The 16,368-nt window shown below is 60.6% G+C and carries 13 protein-coding genes and 2 pseudogenes; 10 read left to right on the top strand and 5 right to left on the bottom strand.

The window, feature by feature from the left end:
* Window positions 1–32: 32 nt before the first annotated feature.
* The 4 genes from J3P94_RS16505 to J3P94_RS16490 form a co-directional block, all read right to left on the bottom strand.
* Window positions 33–1,079 carry a DUF2955 domain-containing protein gene (locus J3P94_RS16505; RefSeq protein ID WP_434568839.1) on the bottom strand — a complete coding sequence of 349 codons (1,047 nt, stop codon included), beginning with the start codon at window positions 1,077–1,079 and terminating at the stop codon, window positions 33–35.
* Window positions 1,069–2,190 carry an HlyD family secretion protein gene (locus J3P94_RS16500; protein WP_434568838.1) on the bottom strand — a complete coding sequence of 374 codons (1,122 nt, stop codon included), beginning with the start codon at window positions 2,188–2,190 and terminating at the stop codon, window positions 1,069–1,071. The genes J3P94_RS16505 and J3P94_RS16500 overlap by 11 nt, the downstream gene beginning before the upstream one ends.
* A 73-nt stretch (window positions 2,191–2,263) precedes the next feature.
* Complete coding sequence (locus J3P94_RS16495) at window positions 2,264–2,791, bottom strand: transporter suffix domain-containing protein (RefSeq protein WP_434568837.1); 528 nt, start codon at window positions 2,789–2,791, stop codon at window positions 2,264–2,266.
* Between the two features lie 143 nt (window positions 2,792–2,934).
* The gene (locus J3P94_RS16490; RefSeq protein ID WP_434568836.1) at window positions 2,935–3,828 is read right to left on the bottom strand and encodes a LysR family transcriptional regulator; all 894 of its coding nucleotides are present in this window, start codon (window positions 3,826–3,828) and stop codon (window positions 2,935–2,937) included.
* 95 nt (window positions 3,829–3,923) lie between these two features.
* Here J3P94_RS16490 and J3P94_RS16485 point away from each other — a divergent pair, with 95 nt between their 5' ends.
* The 5 genes and pseudogenes from J3P94_RS16485 (at window position 3,924) to J3P94_RS16465 (ending at window position 10,108) form a co-directional block, all read left to right on the top strand.
* On the top strand, window positions 3,924–5,090 hold the full coding sequence (locus J3P94_RS16485; protein WP_434568835.1) for an MFS transporter: 1,167 nt from the start codon (window positions 3,924–3,926) through the stop codon (window positions 5,088–5,090).
* Between the two features lie 226 nt (window positions 5,091–5,316).
* Window positions 5,317–6,357, top strand: a complete 1,041-nt coding sequence (locus J3P94_RS16480; protein WP_434574212.1) for an ABC transporter substrate-binding protein — start codon at window positions 5,317–5,319, stop codon at window positions 6,355–6,357.
* Between the two features lie 28 nt (window positions 6,358–6,385).
* Window positions 6,386–8,650 (top strand): annotated as a pseudogene (locus J3P94_RS16475) (ATP-binding protein); the annotation flags it as partial.
* Window positions 8,642–9,247: pseudogene (locus tag J3P94_RS16470) on the top strand (ATP-binding response regulator); the annotation flags it as partial. The pseudogenes J3P94_RS16475 and J3P94_RS16470, both read left to right, overlap by 9 nt.
* Window positions 9,248–10,108, top strand: a complete 861-nt coding sequence (locus J3P94_RS16465; RefSeq protein ID WP_434574211.1) for a sensor histidine kinase — start codon at window positions 9,248–9,250, stop codon at window positions 10,106–10,108.
* Between the two features lie 58 nt (window positions 10,109–10,166).
* Here the strand turns inward: J3P94_RS16465 and J3P94_RS16460 are convergent, their stop codons facing one another.
* Complete coding sequence (locus tag J3P94_RS16460) at window positions 10,167–11,072, bottom strand: LysR family transcriptional regulator (RefSeq protein WP_434568834.1); 906 nt, start codon at window positions 11,070–11,072, stop codon at window positions 10,167–10,169.
* 87 nt (window positions 11,073–11,159) lie between these two features.
* Between J3P94_RS16460 and J3P94_RS16455 the strand changes: the two genes are divergently transcribed.
* The 5 genes from J3P94_RS16455 (at window position 11,160) to J3P94_RS16435 (ending at window position 16,326) form a co-directional block, all read left to right on the top strand.
* On the top strand, window positions 11,160–12,290 hold the full coding sequence (locus tag J3P94_RS16455) for an alanine racemase (protein ID WP_434568833.1): 1,131 nt from the start codon (window positions 11,160–11,162) through the stop codon (window positions 12,288–12,290).
* 43 nt (window positions 12,291–12,333) lie between these two features.
* On the top strand, window positions 12,334–12,705 hold the full coding sequence (locus tag J3P94_RS16450) for a RidA family protein (RefSeq protein ID WP_434568832.1): 372 nt from the start codon (window positions 12,334–12,336) through the stop codon (window positions 12,703–12,705).
* A gap of 25 nt (window positions 12,706–12,730) precedes the next feature.
* The gene (locus J3P94_RS16445; protein WP_434568831.1) at window positions 12,731–13,393 is read left to right on the top strand and encodes an HAD family hydrolase; all 663 of its coding nucleotides are present in this window, start codon (window positions 12,731–12,733) and stop codon (window positions 13,391–13,393) included.
* A gap of 223 nt (window positions 13,394–13,616) precedes the next feature.
* Window positions 13,617–14,930, top strand: a complete 1,314-nt coding sequence (locus J3P94_RS16440) for a dicarboxylate/amino acid:cation symporter (protein WP_434568830.1) — start codon at window positions 13,617–13,619, stop codon at window positions 14,928–14,930.
* Between the two features lie 151 nt (window positions 14,931–15,081).
* Entirely contained in the window at window positions 15,082–16,326 is a 1,245-nt protein-coding gene (locus J3P94_RS16435) for a serine hydrolase domain-containing protein (protein ID WP_434568829.1), read from the top strand.
* Window positions 16,327–16,368 lie beyond the last annotated feature (42 nt).

Below are 16,368 nucleotides of genomic sequence, written 5' to 3'. Positions count from 1 at the left end.
AAGCGGACGCGCCTCGTGCAGGAGTGGATCACCTACACCGATTGCGGACGAGTCTCCGATACACGCGTTCTTGGCCACAGCAGCGCGGCCAGGCCAATGGCATAGACCACTGCAAACAACACGTAGGCGATTCGGCTGGAAAACAGCTGTGGCGTCTCTGTTGGCAGTGGCGATACACCGAGCCCGAACAGAATAACGAAGGTGATAAGCCCGCCGCCGAATATCTTGCCAGTGGCGTTGCCGATGGAGGCTTTGCCGCCAAACAGCAGGCTTACCAGCAACAGGATCAGCGCCACCAGCCACAGGGTCGGGCGCAGTTCAAACAGCGTGAAGGCCACGGACGCCGCCATTCCGCCTAGCAGGTTGACCAGCACCAGGCCAAGGGCTGTGCGGCTGCTCATGCCCAGGGAAAACTGGCTAAGCAACGAGGCCACCGTGATCGGGACGACGATCGCCGTGGCCAGCCGTGGGTCGCTCAGGCACAGGGCAACCATGGTCAGCAGAATTGTCGCGCTGGCCATGGCCTGGCGAATCACCAGCGTCTGCTCGTGCGGCTGGGCGGCTGCCTGCTTGGCATGTTCACCAGCAGGGTCGGGCAGCAGCGCATGGGCGCCCCAGGCCAGCAGCAAACCCAGGCCGACCGCCTTGACCAGTACCAGCACAATGGACTCGCCCAGATCGCTCTGCGCGATATCGAGCATCGGCACCACAATGGCGATCACCAGCATCAGCGCTGGTCCCGCGCCGCCAGGTTGCCGGCCTTGCGCGGTAAAACAGGCGAGATAAAACAGCCAAAGCAGCGGCAGCAATATCCATGGCCGCTCACCGAACATACCCGTCACACCCACCAGCAGCGCGCCGGTGAGCATACTCACCAGCAACGTAATCAACCCTTGAGACAGCGCTGGCGCGCGGCGGCTGGCCAACAGGAACTGGATGGCGAACAAGGGCGCGAGAAACGGCAGGACGTCGCCCAGGACCAGACCCGCGCACAAGCCCACGGTCACTGCCAGGGCGACACGCAGTCCCTGGCGTTTGATCCGCAGCAGCTCAAGTTCGGCCTGCCCGTCAATTGACATAGTTCAGCCAGGCGCCCAGGCGTGTCATGAATGCCCCCAGTGCGTTAGTCATGGGGTTGTCATCGGTATAGATCACCACGCTCACCTGCGAGCCGTAACGCGGGCCGATCGGGTGCGGTTCCTCCACTATCAGGCGTACCGGAAAGCGCTGCGGGTCGCGCACCCAACCACTCTGGTTGCGCACCGAGGGCAGGGCCGAGTTGCTGCTGCCCTGTTGCGCGACACCCCAGCCGACGCTTTCAACACGGCCTTTGAACACACGGCCCGGCAATATATCGAACACCAGTTCCGCCGGATCGTCGGCCTGCACATGTTCCAGGCTGTTCTCCTTGAACGCGGCAGACACCCATACCGTGCCCCTGTCGATGAAGGTCAGTGCCGGTTGGCCGGCACTGACGACCTGACCGACGGCGAGCTGGAGATGGGTGATCACGCCGTCGGCGGGTGCGATGACTTCGGTGCGCACCAGATCGAGCCGGGCTTTTTCCAGCGCGGCCAGGGCTTGCTTGAACTGCGGATTGTCGTTGCCTTTGGGCCCCAGTTGCTGGCGCGCCCGTTCCAGGTCGGCCTGGGCCTTGCTCACGGCCGCCTCGGCGGAGCCCAGCGAGGCTTTCGCTTCGTCCTGGCGGGCGGCGGCGAACACGCCACGCTCCACCAGTTGATTCACCCGTCGGGCTTGCTCGCGAATGTTGTCGCGCTGCGCTCGCGCCGACACCAGCTGCGCCTGGGCGGCATCCACCGAGGCGGTGCTGGCGCCCACTGCCTGGCCGGCTTCCTCCAGCCGTGCCTCAGCCTCGCTGACGACAAGTCTGTAGGGCTGCGGGTCGATACGAAACAGCACCTGGCCGGTCTTCACCCGGGCATTGTCGAGCACCGTAATTTCTGTCACACGGCCACCCACCTCGGCGGCCATTTCCACCACATAGGCTTGCACCACGGCTTGTGACGTCGAGGGCGTGCGGCGCTCCATGAAAATCGAGAGAGTGAACAGCACGGCGATCAACACTGCAACGCCCAGGGCAATGCGCCTTAGCGGATTGGCTGGCGCAGGCTTTTCAGGAAGCGGTTCGGTTTGTAACTCAGGCTCGACGGAACTGGGCGAATCGGGCATATCGGCACCTGCAAGTCATGGCCATCCAAAAAACAGCTGACAGAGCGCCGGGGGCGGCGACCCTGGCATCGGATCAGACCGCGTCGGCAGCGGTATTGACCCGTGCGGTGCGGATAAACAACGCGCGCAATTTCTCCCAGAAATTGCCCCCCAAGACGAAGAAGCTGCCGATCAACAGGACATCGCCAAACAGTTGCAACGCCCAGCTGTTGGGTCGAAAGCCGGGCGCGAAGGCATCGATATAAGGTTCAAGAAAAGAGCACAGCAACGGCAGGCAGAACATCACCAGGCCAATACGGTGGCGGGTGACGCTGACCTCCTGCTCGGCACTGGGTACAAGGCCCGACACATAACCGAACACCTTCTGCTTGAGCTCTTGAAAACCTGCCTTGCCCATCACCGCGATGACCAGCAGCAACAGCACCTTGTTGATGATGAACAGCGCGCCGGTGATCGCCGCAATGGTGGAGCGGGGTACATCCGCAGCCGCCGCCAGCGGCACCAGCAACCATAACGTGAGCATCAGGCAAAGAATCGCGATGCCTGCCTTGAAGCGCCATTTCGCGGACTTTGACGTGGTCGGAGGCTGTACCGTGCTCATGCTGCCTTACCTTTCTTTGAGTTGTTATGGCTTATGGTCTGGAGCGAAACTGAGCTTAGCAGCTGGATTGTCAACGCATTCAGCGCTGTCGGTATTTTCTGCGCAGGGGCCGAATCTGTTCATGCGTGAGATACAGCTCAACCTCACATCCGATGCTGCTCCAGCAGAAAGTCAACAAACACCCGTACCCGCGCCGGCATCGCCGCACCCCCCACGAAGACGGCATGGATCGGCTCCCGGTCTCCGGGGTTCCAGTCATCCAGCAGCGATACCAGATCGCCGCGTTGCAAATCCTCGGCCACGCTGAACTCGCCGATACGGGCGATGCCAGCGCCTAACCGTGCGAACTGTGCCAGCGCCTCACCACTGCTACATTCGATGTTGCCGCTGACCTTCAGGGAAAACTCTTTGCCGTCGCGGGTGAAGGGCCAGTTGGGTTCGGCGCGACGGAAGTTGAAGCGCAGGCAGTTGTGCCGCAGCAGGTCTTCCGGTACCTCGGGGGTGCCGTGTCGTTGTAGATACTCGGGAGAAGCCACCACCACCTGGCCGGTGTCGCCGATCCTGCGGGCGGTCAGCGGGCTGTCGGGCAGGTGGCCAAACCGCACCGCCACATCGGCCTGGCCGCCGAGAATGTCGACCACTTCGTCGCCAAGGGTGAGGTCGACGACGATGTTCGGGTAGCGGGCGCTGAATGCGGCCACCAGAGGAACGATGGTCTGCCGCCCATGGCCAAGGGCGGCACTGACCCGCAAACGGCCCTTGGGCACGCCCTGGTCAGCGATGGCCTCTTCGACCTCGGCCATATCCGCCAGGATACGCCGGGCTGCGCGCAGGTAAGCCTCGCCTTCGGCGGTGAAGGTGATCGAGCGGGTGGTGCGCAACAGCAGGCGGGTGCCGAGCCGTTGTTCGGTTCGCGCGATGATCCGACTGACTGCCGAGGGCGTCAGCCCCAGTGCACGAGCGGCAGCGGACAAGCTGCCTTCCTGCGCCACCGTGGCGAACATAGCCATTTCACCTGATCTGCCGTTGAAGTCCATTTGTGCTCCGTACGCAAAGGTGCTTGCCAGAAATGCTATCTACCGCTTGCAAAGGCCGAATCGTAGCATTTGCGGCATAGATAAGGAGGCTTCCCATGCGTATCAATCCACCGCTTGTCGCACTCGCCATTGGTGCCTTTGGCATCGGCGTTACCGAGTTCGCCCCCATGGGCATGTTGCCGGGCATCGCCGCGGATCTCGGCGTTTCCATTCCCGCCGCGGGTCTGTTGGTCAGTGCCTACGCCCTGGGCGTGCTGCTCGGCGCGCCGCTGATGACCTTGACCACCGGCAGAATTCCCCGACGCTATCTGCTGATCGGACTCATGGCGATTTTCACCCTGGGTAACCTGATGTCAGCGCTGGCGACCGATTACTACAGCCTGATGGTCGCCAGGGTGGTGACCTCACTGAACCACGGTGCGTTTTTTGGCGTCGGCTCCATCGTCGCCGCCAGCGTGGTCGCCCCGGAAAAACGTGCCGGGGCGGTCGCGGCCATGTTCATGGGCCTGACCCTGGCGACCATCGGCGGTGTGCCGTTGGCGGCCTGGTTTGGCGATTTGTTTGGCTGGCGCACCGCGTTCTGGGGAATTACCGGATTGGGCGTAATGGCTATGGCTGCGTTGTGGTTCGCGCTGCCCAACCTGCCGGCGCCGCAAAGCAGCGGGGTGCTGGCGGAAATTCGGGTGCTGGGCCGTGGCCCGGTGCTCGGGGCGTTGGCCCTGACGGTAGTCGGCTCGGGCGCAATGTTCACCGTCTTCACCTACATCGCTCCGATCCTGACCAGCGAGACCCATGCCTCCAGTGCCTTTGTCACGGCCATGTTGGTGCTGTTCGGCGTGGGGCTGACGCTGGGCAATATGTGGGGCGGCAAGGCCGCGGATCGCTCGATAGACCGGACCCTGATCGTTTCCCTGAGCGTGCTGATTCTCGTCTTGCTGGCGTTCACGGTACTGATGCGCTGGCCGCTGCCGGCCGCGGTTGCCATCCTCATCTGGGGTGTCGCCAGTTTTGCCTTGGTACCGCCATTGCAGATGCGCGTGATGGAAGCCGCCAAGGACGCACCCAACCTGGCCTCGGCAGTGAATATCGGCGCCTTCAACTTCGGCAACGCGATTGGCGCGGCGCTGGGCGGCGCGGTGATCAACGCGGGGTTGGGTTACCCTGCAATTTCCCTGGCCGGCGCGGCAATGGCGGGTCTGGGGCTGCTGATGGTGCTGGCTTTTGCCTGGCGTGCCCGAGGGGTTGCGGCTGCGGCGTTGTGAAGGTGGCGCGATTAGCGGGCTCGGCTGGCTGAAATCCTTTGTGGCCGCGCGAAGCGGGCACGTTGGGACTATGCTCATTGCCACTACCGTCGTTGCACGGGTTTCAGTCGCCGCCAAGGAAAGGAGTCTGTACGTGTCTGATACTTCATGCCCGGTTCCATTATTGAAATGGCCCTTGATCCACAGCGTCCTTTGGCGCCTCGCCGGTTGCGTGACCGGGCTGGCGATGCTTGCCGCCCATCCAGCCCAGGCGGCCGACGGCGGTGTCATCGGCGGCTCTACCGCAAGCTATAGCATTGCCTTCAGCAATTCATACGCAGGCAGCGATTTTCGCAAGGTGATGGTGCGCAACTGGCAGGAAATTGCGTCCCAGGCGCAAAAGGACGGCTTGATCCGCGAGGCTCCGGTGGTCAGCGCCAACAACTCGGCGTCGGAACAAGCGGCCCATATCCAGGACATGATCGTCAATGGCGTGAACGCCATCGTCATCCTGGCCGCGTCCGACACGGCGCTGAACGGGGTGATCCGCGATGCGTGCAATGCCGGCATCGTGGTGGTGGTCATGGCCAGCCTGGTCAGCGAAAGTTGCGTCTATACCGTGGACTACAACTGGTCCGCCATGGGCCGCGTGGAGATGGATTACATCGCCGAGCGCCTCAAGGGGAACGGAACGCTGCTGGAGATCCGCGGCATTGCCGGCGATGCCACCGATAAAAACATCAGCGACGGCATTCGCAAGGCCGCCAGCGACTATCCGGGCCTGAAGTTCGCCAAGACCGTGTACGGGAACTGGACCGCTTCCGTCGCCCGCAAAGAGGTGGCGCTGGCGCTGCCGTCGCTGCCGAGCATCGATGCCGTGGCGACTCAAGGAGGCGACGGTTATGGCGCGGCCATGGCGTTCAAGGCGGCGGGGCGGCCTTTGCCGATCATCGTGATGGGCAATCGTCAGGACGAACTCGCCCTATGGAAACAGGAGCGCGATGCCAATGGCTACGAGACCGTCTCTGTTTCTGCCTCCCCCAGCGTTTCCCAGGTAGGTTTCTGGGTGGCCCAGCAGATTCTGGCGGGCAAGCAGGTGCCGAAGTTCGTCGAAGTGCCGCTGGTGCGTATCGATGCGAAAGACCTGGACGCCTGGCTCGCGACCATGCCGGTGGGCGGCGCCGCCAATCCTTTTTACAGCCAGGCTTCCGTGGCCGCGATGATCGACGCGGCCAACAACAATACGGCGCCGCCGGCGACGCCTTTGCCGGAGGTTACGAAGCAGTAGTGGCGGGGGAGTGGGGAGGCGCAGCGCCATGGTGACATTCAAGCCCGTCACCGACAGGCCCATTGCCGTCAGGATCGGGCTGGCGGTCGCCGCGCTGGTGTTCCTGATGCTGGCGGTGTCGCTGGTGAACCTCTATGGCTTGCGAGGCATGGTCCGCGCGGTGGATTCCGCCAGCCATTCGGCGGAGATCCTGGCCTCGGTCAACGGCGCCACCGGGCGTGTGGAAAACTTCATCGCCACTCGCGATCCTGAGAGCCTGTCCCAGGCCGAAGGCATGGTGGCGACGGCGATCGCCGGCCTCAGCGCCATTCCGGCGGCCGAGGCGCAATCGCTCAAGGGCAGCCTGGAACGGCTCGCCGCGGCGATCACCGCCTTGCGCGCGGCGACCCTGACCATGGATGGCGAAACGGAGAACATGACCGCCCACTACGGTCGGATGCGAGAGGCGACGATCCTCGTCGAACAGGGCATCGCCGATGGCCTGAAGGGGCTCGATGCCCGCACCGCCGGGCACGAGGCGCGGGTGAGCGACATCGAAAGCGCCCACCGCATCCTGGATGTCCTGCGCAACGGCGAACGGATCGTCACCGCCCATGTGGCCAAGGTTTTGGTGACCGAGGATGCGGCGGCTGCCATCGCGGCGCGCAACGCCTGCGCGGCGCTCCTGCCGGTGATCGAGCAACTGCGCGAGGTGATGGGGGCGCCGCAGGAAACGGAGATCCTTGATCAGTTGGCGGCGGCGGTCGCTGCTGCCAGCGTCGCGGTAGAGCACCTTGGCGAGGCTCCCAGACGCCAGGGAGACGAAGCTTTGCGGCAGCTCGCCGCCGTCGGGGATGCGGCCGCGCGCCTCGAGGCGATGCTGGCTGACGCGGATGGGCTCGTCGGCCACGACGCAAGCGATATTCAGGCAGCGACCGGCTTGCTGCACAACGCCGCCGCGTTATCCAAGCGTTTCGCCGAGCGTGTCGCCACGCTGGAAGCGCAGACCTTGTCGTTTCGCCTGTCACCGTCGGCCGAAACCGCCCGCTCTGTCGGCCTGATTCTCGACGAGCTCTCCCGTCTCGCTCGGGTTCTGCCTTCGTCCGTGGGGCTGCAAGCCAAGGCGACGCCCCTGACGGTCAGTGATCAGATTGCCGGCTACCGGGCGGCCTTCGCCAGGTTCCATCAGGCGAGCAATGCCTTGAGCGCGGCGCGCGACGAGGTTCGCAACGAGGCACGGAGCGCCGGCCTGTTGGTTGCGCGCTTTGCGGGTGAAGCGCGCTCCGACGCCTTGGTCCACAACGATCGCGGCATGCTTGCGACGATAGTTGCGGGCACCGTCGCCGTCCTGCTGGCCGGTGCCATCGCCTGGAGCACGTCACGATTTGTCGCGCAGCCCATCGTGGCCCTGGCCTCGGTCATGCGCCGGCTTGCGGCCGGCGACCTGGACGCCGAGATTGCCAGCGCCGCACGCGGGGACGAGATTGGAATCATGACCCGCGCCGTACGGGTGTTCCAGGAGAATGCCCTGCGCATCCGGGTGCTGGAGGCCGAGGCCGAGGCCGAGCGACAGCAGGTCCAGGCCTCTTTGGAGCGAATGGTCGCCGAACGGACCGACACGTTGCACCAACAGACCGACATACTGGAGGCGCAGGCCGTCGAACTCATTCAGGCGCGCAACCAGGCCGAGACGGCCAACCAGGCAAAGAGCGATTTTGTCGCCACGGTCAGCCACGAACTGCGCACTCCCCTGACCCTCATCCTCGCGCCCCTGGAACAGCTCTCGGCGGCGGACACCCCGCCAGCGGACTGGCGTGTGCAGGTCGAACGTGCCCAACGCAACGCATTGCGCTTGATGAACCGGGTGAACGACATCCTCGACTTTTCCAAGGCCGAAGCTGGCAAGTTCGAGCTGTGTCCCTCGCCGGTTGATTTGAACAAGGCGGTGGGGGTGCTGGCCGAGGACGCCGCCATGGTCGCCGAGGGCAAAGGCTGCACCTTGACTTGCAGCATCGATCCCGCGCTCGGCACGGTGTTCCTGGACCCCCGGCACTTCGAGAAAATCCTCCTTAACCTGGTGAGCAATGCCATCAAGTTCACGCCCGGCGGCGGCACCGTACACCTGGCAGTGAAGCCGATCGAAGGCGAGCGATTTGAGTTAGCGGTGCAAGACTCGGGAATCGGCATAGAGCCGGACAAACTGCCGCTGTTGTTCCAGCGTTTTTCCCAGATCGACAACTCCGCCACGCGCCATTACAGCGGCACCGGCATCGGTCTCGCCCTGGTCAAGGACCTGGCCGAACTGATGGGCGGCGAAGTTGGCGTCAACAGCGAGCCTGGACGGGGTTCGCGCTTCTTTGTCCGGCTTCCGCTGGGGGCTGAGCAGAACACCCTGCCGACCGAAGCCAGCCATATGCTTGAGCGATCATCGGCGGGCACAACCAGTACGATGGAGCAGCGCCACCTGCGTTTTGACGATGGCCGCCAGGGCAGTCGCAACGACCTCGCTTCGACGCAAGGCGCAGACGACGAGCCGCATCCGGAACATGCCCTGCGATCCAGAGTGCTGGTGGTGGACGACAGCCCGGAAATGCTCAGTTATCTCAGCGAGCTTCTGCAGAACGACTACATCGTCGCCACCGCAACGGATGGAGAGCAGGCCTGGGCACTGCTGCAGCTTCGACCCATCGACGTGATCGTCTCGGATGTGATGATGCCCAAGCTCGACGGTTTCGGCCTGACCGCCAGGATCAAAGCCAGCGCCGGTTTTGCCCATTTGCCGGTAATCCTGGTGACCGCCCGCGGCGGTAGCGAGGCCTGCATCTCCGGGCTGGAAAGTGGCGCCGACGACTATATCGCCAAACCCTTCTCGCCGCTGGAGCTCAAGGCTCGCGTACGCGCGGCGCTGCGCATGAGCCAGGTGCAAAGCGAACTGCAGGCAAAATCCCGCCAGGCGGGCATGGCCGAAATCGCCACGACTGTGCTGCACAACGTCGGTAACGTCCTCAACAGCGTGAACGTATCGGCAGAACTGGTCAGCAGCCAGATGCGCACCTCCAAGGCCCAGGGGCTGGGCAAAGTGGCGCGGCTGATGAACGAACACGTCCACGACCTGAGCGATTTTCTGACCACGGACAACAAGGGAAGGATGCTGCCCGATTACCTGCTCAAGCTGGCGCAAGTGGTGACGGAAGAGCAGCAGGGCATCATCGAAGAGCTCGGGCAACTCATCAAAGGCATCGACCACATCAAAACCATCGTCGCTGCCCAGCAGTCCTATGCCGTTGCTGTCAGCGTCGTCGAGACAGTACCGGTCTCGGAGCTGATCGATGATGCCTTGCGCATGAGTGCCGGATCACTGGCACGCAAGGAGGTGACGGTGGTCAAGGACATTGCCGACTTGCCCTTGCTGTCGCTGGACCGGCACCGGGTGCTGCTGATTCTGGTGAACCTGATCCGCAACGCCAGGCAGGCGCTGGATGGCGTGAACGATCGCAGCTCCTGCATCACGTTCTGCGCCTCCCTTGTCGACGGATCAGCATTGCGTATCACGGTGGCCGACAACGGCAACGGGATTGCGCCAGAGCACCTAGCGCGGATCTTTTCCCATGGCTTCACCACTCGCAAGGACGGCCACGGTTTCGGCCTGCACAGCTGCGCGCTCGCCGCGCAGGAAATGGGCGGCAGCTTGACCGTGCACAGCGACGGGGCAGGGCAGGGCGCGACCTTTATCCTTGATATTCCCGTTGATGCTGCGCTGAGCAAACGCTAGGCATCCCCCTTGGCCTCCAGCCCACGGTAATAATCAATCTTGGCTTGCGGTGCAAAATCTATTGTCGCCAGAGTGGTTGCGGCCGGAAGTGATCCTGGAGGAAGCGCAGAAACTTGAGCGTTCTTGCGGGCAGCCCTTCGCGTTGATGCGTCAGCGCAACAATATTGGCCTCTGGCAGTTTCCAACCCGGCAATAGTCGTATCAACGTCCCCTCCGCTAGCGCATCGGCAACATCCCATTCAGAACGCATGATGATGCCGTTCCCTTCGCAAGCCCATTGCCGAATAACACTTCCATCGTTGCAGCTCAGCGCTGGGCGAATTCGCACGTTGTGTGTTTTACCCGCGCGCGTGAAATGCCAGAGCGTGACGTCTTCGTTGTTTTCCCGCAGCGCGATGCAGGGCAAGGTAGCGAGCTGGTCGGGATGTTCCGGCAGCCCGTGCTGTTCAATAAAGTCCGGTGAGGCGCATACGTAGCGACGGTTGGGGGCAATGGGATGGCCCACCAGGTTGGAGGTGCGCAGTTCCCCAATATGGATAACCACATCAAATCGGTCAGTCGCTTCGACCATAGGCTGTTCCGACAGACTCAATGCTATCTCTACATCTGGATGCAGGCACTGGAAAGCTGCCACAACGGGTGCCACGTGCAGTCGCCCAAATCCGAACGGTGCGTTGATTTTCAACTTGCCGACGAAGCCACTACGCCGCTCTTGCAAATCCGCCAATAGGGAATCGAACTGCTCGACCAGCTCGGCTCCACGCAGGCACAAGAACTCGCCCTCATCGGTAAAGCGCAGCTGCCGGGCTGACCGATCCAACAATCGAATCGACAGTTTTTTCTCCATTTGCTGAAGTCGCTGGGTCACCGCGGAAGGCGTCAGACCCAGCTTGCGTGACGCGGCCAACAAGCTCTCGCTTTCCCGGATGACCAAGAGAAAGCGGAGATCAACTGTCTCATTCATTAAGAATCACTGAATATTAGAATTAGAAGGTTTAAATTTTAATCTGAAACTGGAGGCTTAGAATAGCGCTATTCCAGGAGACCAGACATGTCAGCATTCACTCATATCGAAACCCCCGCCTTATTGCTGGAGCGCGATCAACTCGATGCGAACATCCAGCGGATGCGCCAAAAGCTGGCAGCATTCAACGTGGTCTTACGGCCACACGTGAAGACCAATAAATCGTTGGAAGTCACCGAGCGATTGTTTGCAGGCGGGCGCGGCCCGATCACCGTTTCAACCCTGCGGGAGGCCGATTTCTTTTTCGAGGCCGGGTACACCGACATCTTGTATGGCGTCGGCATTGCGCCCAACAAATTCGCTCATGCCGCTGCATTGATCGGTAAAGGCGCACAGCTCAAGCTGGTACTCGACAATCTGGACACCGCCAGGTTACTGGCCGAATTCGCCGAAACGTCGGGTCATGTTTTTGATGTTTTGCTGGAAATCGATTGCGACGGTCACCGTTCCGGTCTTGGCCCGCAGTCACCGCTGCTGGTGGAAATCGCGCAGTTGCTGAGCACCAATGGCGTCAGGGTCAGCGGCCTGATGACACATGCCGGCAAGTCTTACGACAGTCAGTCAATCGCTGAAATCGAAGCCAGCGCCCGGCATGAACGCGCGGCGATTATCGATGCCAGCCAAATGCTGACGAATGCAGGCTTCGACCTGTCGATCATCAGTGTCGGCTCGACACCCACGGCACTTTTTACCGAGGATTTATCCGGGGTGACAGAAGTACGCGCGGGTGTATTCGCCTTTTTCGATCTGGTCATGGCGGGCTTGGGCGTTTGTCAGGTGCAAGATATCGCCGTCTCGGTTCTGACGACTGTCATTGGCCATCAGATTGAAAAAGGCTGGATCATTACAGATGCGGGATGGATGGCACTTTCCCGTGATCGTGGTACCGCCAGACAGGCGGTCGATCAGGGCTATGGCATCGTCTGTGACGCCAGCGGCCAGCCCATCGGCGACCTGATCGTCAGCGCCACCAATCAGGAGCACGGGATCATTTCATCGCGGGCCGGGAAGCTTGAAGCCTCAAGCTTGCTGCCCTTGGGCACGCTGCTGCGGATCCTGCCGAACCACGCCTGTGCCACGTCGGCGCAGCACGCGGGTTATCACGTTATCAGCGAGGGGCACAGTGTGGGCTACTGGCCACGCATCGCGGGTTGGTAATTCATTCAGTTGAACTCGCAATCTGATCGATCAAGGGGGGCCAATGAAGTTGATTACAGCAGAGAAGCTGCCTGTACACGGTGGGCATTACTCACACGGGGTCATGGCAGGAAAACTTCTTTTCATTTCTGGCCAGTTGCCGTTTCCGCCTGATGCACAAGAGTTCCCCGATGGCGTAGAAGCCCAGGCTATTCAGGCAATGGCAAATGTAGAAGCGGTGCTTCAGGCAGCGGGTGCTTCGCTTAGTCACTTGGTCAGCGTGCAAATATACATCGTTGATGTTGCTGACTGGCCAACCGTGAATCTTGCGTATTCAACGCTGATGGGGCCGCATCGTCCCGCAAGAGCGATCATTCCGTGTGGTCCACTCCATCACGGGGCTTTGGTGGAAATTTCAGCAGTGGCTGAAGTTTAAATACTTTTCAAGAAGGGCAGTTGTTATGAATTCGATTGAAAACAATCTTCAGCAAACTCCGGTGAAACTCGTCCTGTTCGATTTGCTCACCGCTCTGCTGGACTCATGGACGCTATGGAATTGCGTGGCAGGCTCCGATGAAATGGGCCGCACCTGGCGTATGGCTTATTTGAAGGCGACTTACGGCTGTGGTGCTTACCGGCCTTATGAAACGTTAGTCGAAGAGGCTGCGATCAGTGTCGGACTAGGCAAGGAGGCCGCGCAGAATCTGGAGGCACGCTGGACGCAGTTACAACCTTGGCCTGAGGCCAAACGCGTGCTCACCGAGTTGGCGCCTCACTACAAGCTCGGTGTGGTGACCAACTGTTCGGAGCGGTTGGGGCGCATCGCAGCGGATCTTCTGGGAGTGCCATTTGACGTCATTGTCACTTCTGAACAGGCCGGCTTCTACAAACCCGATGCGGAACCCTACAGGCTCGCCCTGCAAATAGCAGGGGTGGAGCCCGCTCACGCCATATTCGTGGCGGGCTCTGCTTACGATCTGTTTGGCACGCAGCAAGTTGGCTTGCCAACCTTTTGGCATAACAGAATAGGACTCGATGCGCCCGCAGGTGCGCCTGATCCATTAATCATGCGTCCGACACTGGATAGCCTGGTTGAGGATATTAAAAATCTGAGCGGCAAATAAACGTGATGCTGCTCATCGCCGTCATTCTCTGCAGTCCCGATAGAGGGGGCGCTTACAGTGGCGTCTCCACGGGACAGCACGTTGAACCTGCCGCGAACACACGCGACCCATAAGTTCAGTTATTTCTCTTCTTACTTAAAACAAATTCTTCCATCAAAGGAAGGTGTATGTAACGGGTGCTGTGGTCCGAGGACCTCGCACGTGTCCAAAACGAGGTTCCGCCATGTCTGCTGAAACCCAAATCCGCAAACCGTTCTACAAGATTCTGTATCTCCAAGTCCTGTTCGCGATCGCAATCGGCATCCTGATTGGCCACTTCTATCCGGAAACCGGTACCACGTTAAAACCGCTCGGCGATGGTTTTATCAAGCTGATCAAAATGATCATTGCCCCCATCATCTTTTGTACCGTAGTCACCGGCATCGCAGGCATGCAAAACATGAAAGCGGTGGGAAAGACCGGTGGCTATGCGCTTCTATACTTCGAGATTGTTTCGACAATCGCCCTGTTGATCGGGCTGGCTGTGGTGAACTTCGTGCAGCCGGGCGCTGGAATGCATATCGATCCGTCCACGCTCGATGCGTCGGGTATTGCTGCGTACGCTGCCGCAGGCAAAGAGCAGAGCACCATTCAGTTCCTCCTGCATATTATCCCCAACACGATTGTTGGCGCGTTTGCTGAGGGTGAGATTCTGCAGGTGCTGTTCTTCTCTGTACTGTTTGGCTACGCGCTGCATCGCATCGGTGATTATGGGCGTCGGGTGTTCGAGTTCATCGAGAGCATCTCCCAGGTGTTGTTCAGCATCATGGGTGTGGTCATGAAAGTCGCGCCCATCGGTGCGCTGGGTGCGATGGCCTTTACTATCGGTAAGTACGGTGTCGGTTCTTTAGTCCAGTTGGGCTATCTGATGCTGTGTTTTTACTTCACCTGCGTGGTCTTCGTACTGGGGATATTGGGATCGATAGCGCGCCTGCATGGGTTCAGCATTTTCAGGTTCATCAAGTACATCCGCGAAGAGCTCCTGATCGTCCTGGGCACTTCGTCGTCCGAGACCGCGTTACCACTCATGATCGTCAAGATGCAGAAGCTCGGCGCGCATAAGTCCGTCGTGGGCCTGGTCATCCCGACCGGTTATTCCTTCAACCTTGATGGCACTTCCATCTACCTCACCATGGCGGCGATTTTCCTCGCCCAAGCCACCGATACGCCCATGGACATTACGCACCAGATTACGTTGTTGCTGGTCTTGCTAGTCACATCAAAGGGGGCGGCGGGTGTAACGGGCAGTGGCTTCATCGTCTTGGCGGCGACGCTGTCGTCAGTAGGGCATGTGCCCGTTGCTGCGTTGGCCTTGATTCTGGGGATAGACCGTTTCATGTCTGAAGCGCGGGCATTGACCAATCTGATCGGTAATGGGGTGGCGACAATGGTGGTTGCCAAGTGGTGTGGGCAGTTGGACGAAAAGGTGCTTCAAAAGAGGCTGGAAGAGGGCCCTGGAGTGGCGGCTGTCGGTTCGTCGGCAACGCCAGTCGCCTAAGAATCGCAGGGCTGAGGTTGTAAAAAAAGGACCGCTTTAAAGGGGGACAGCATCGTCCTGCAGCCCGGGCGTGATTTCAATGAGTAGGCTATGGTTCAAGCGGGCGCGTGTCTTGACGTGCATGAATAGCAAATCAAAATAAGGATAGGTTATGCACTCATCCGCTATTTTTGGTGTGGCTGCGGCTGGTCGCCCGCTGCTTCTCTCGCTCGGCCTGCTCGCTGCGGGTATCACCGCGGGCGCATGGGCTGAGGATTATCCCCACGCCCAAGAACCGATTGGCACCGTGGAGCAGATCTATGACGGCGCCATGCTCCCCGATCTGGCGGTCAGTACCTACCGCAACATCGACCGGCTGTTCCCTACCCACAGGATCAAAGCCGGCGATCACCCTTATGCGCTGCCGAAATCAGACAAACAGTTGCCCAACGTTCGCTTCACTGTCGGGGACAAAAAGTACGACCTGTATGACTTTGTCGCACTGGACAGTATTACGGCGATGCTTGTGCTCAAGGACGGCAAGATCGTGTTCGAGACCTACCAGCGAGGCAACACCGAGAAAACCCGATGGATGTCGATGTCGATAGCCAAGTCCGTCACCTCTACGCTGGCGGCTGCAGCGATCAAGGACGGCCTTATCAAGAGCCTTGATGCGCAAGTGGTGGATTACGTTCCCGCGCTCAAGGGCAGCGCCTACGAAGGCGTGACCGTGCGCAACGTGCTGATGATGTCTTCGGGCGTGAAGTGGAACGAGACCTACACCGATCCGGCGTCCGATCGTCGCGCGCTACTCAAAGCGCAGATATCGCAGAAACCGCATTCGGCCATGGCCTTGATGGCAAGTTTGCCGCGAGCGGCCGAGCCCGGCACGGCCAACACTTACAGCACTGGCGAAACGCAGGTACTCGGCGAGATCGTCCGTGGCGCTGTGAAGATGCCGCTGGCCGATTATCTATCGCAGAAGATCTGGCAGCCGTTCGGTATGGAGAGTGATGCCCGGTGGTGGCTCGATTCGCCTGACGGCGTGGAAATCGGTGGCAGTGGTATCAGTGCCACGCTGCGCGATTATGGACGCTTCGGGCTGTTTTTCATGAACGGCGGCAAGATCAATGGCACCTCGATTCTGCCCGAAGGCTGGGTCAAGGAGGCGACGCTGCCGACCACCCTCAAAGGCGGCAAGTCCCTGGACTACGGTTATATGTGGTGGACGGCGTGGACCGAGCCGTCGGTGAAAGACGGCGCCTATTCGGCGGTCGGAATCCAGGGCCAGAACATTTACGTCAACCCTGCCAATAACGTCGTGATTGTCACCTTCGGTGCCCAGCCCAAGCCGGTGGACAAAGAGCCGATCGACCCGATGGTATTCTTCGATGCCGTGGTGGCTGCGTTGAAGTAAATTCGCGCATCGAATGACGTTAAGCTTCGCGGCGCGGAAGAA

This window comes from Pseudomonas sp. Z3-8, assembly GCF_051131975.1.
In the GTDB taxonomy this organism is placed as follows: Bacteria; Pseudomonadota; Gammaproteobacteria; order Pseudomonadales; family Pseudomonadaceae; genus Aquipseudomonas.
This window is presented reverse-complemented; position numbering and strand designations above follow the sequence as displayed.

What these genes read in the sequence shown, in the direction of transcription:
- J3P94_RS16490 (WP_434568836.1), bottom strand. Translation starts at nt 3,828, where the DNA reads ATGGACTTCAACGGCAGATCAGGTGAAATGGCTATGTTCGCCACGGTG.
- J3P94_RS16450 (WP_434568832.1), top strand. Translation starts at nt 12,334, where the DNA reads ATGAAGTTGATTACAGCAGAGAAGCTGCCTGTACACGGTGGGCATTAC.
- J3P94_RS16485 (WP_434568835.1), top strand. Translation starts at nt 3,924, where the DNA reads ATGCGTATCAATCCACCGCTTGTCGCACTCGCCATTGGTGCCTTTGGC.
- J3P94_RS16495 (WP_434568837.1), bottom strand. Translation starts at nt 2,791, where the DNA reads ATGAGCACGGTACAGCCTCCGACCACGTCAAAGTCCGCGAAATGGCGC.
- J3P94_RS16500 (WP_434568838.1), bottom strand. Translation starts at nt 2,190, where the DNA reads ATGCCCGATTCGCCCAGTTCCGTCGAGCCTGAGTTACAAACCGAACCG.
- J3P94_RS16455 (WP_434568833.1), top strand. Translation starts at nt 11,160, where the DNA reads ATGTCAGCATTCACTCATATCGAAACCCCCGCCTTATTGCTGGAGCGC.
- J3P94_RS16480 (WP_434574212.1), top strand. Translation starts at nt 5,317, where the DNA reads ATGCTTGCCGCCCATCCAGCCCAGGCGGCCGACGGCGGTGTCATCGGC.
- J3P94_RS16445 (WP_434568831.1), top strand. Translation starts at nt 12,731, where the DNA reads ATGAATTCGATTGAAAACAATCTTCAGCAAACTCCGGTGAAACTCGTC.
- J3P94_RS16460 (WP_434568834.1), bottom strand. Translation starts at nt 11,072, where the DNA reads ATGAATGAGACAGTTGATCTCCGCTTTCTCTTGGTCATCCGGGAAAGC.
- J3P94_RS16440 (WP_434568830.1), top strand. Translation starts at nt 13,617, where the DNA reads ATGTCTGCTGAAACCCAAATCCGCAAACCGTTCTACAAGATTCTGTAT.
- J3P94_RS16505 (WP_434568839.1), bottom strand. Translation starts at nt 1,079, where the DNA reads ATGTCAATTGACGGGCAGGCCGAACTTGAGCTGCTGCGGATCAAACGC.
- J3P94_RS16465 (WP_434574211.1), top strand. Translation starts at nt 9,248, where the DNA reads ATGAGCCAGGTGCAAAGCGAACTGCAGGCAAAATCCCGCCAGGCGGGC.
- J3P94_RS16435 (WP_434568829.1), top strand. Translation starts at nt 15,082, where the DNA reads ATGCACTCATCCGCTATTTTTGGTGTGGCTGCGGCTGGTCGCCCGCTG.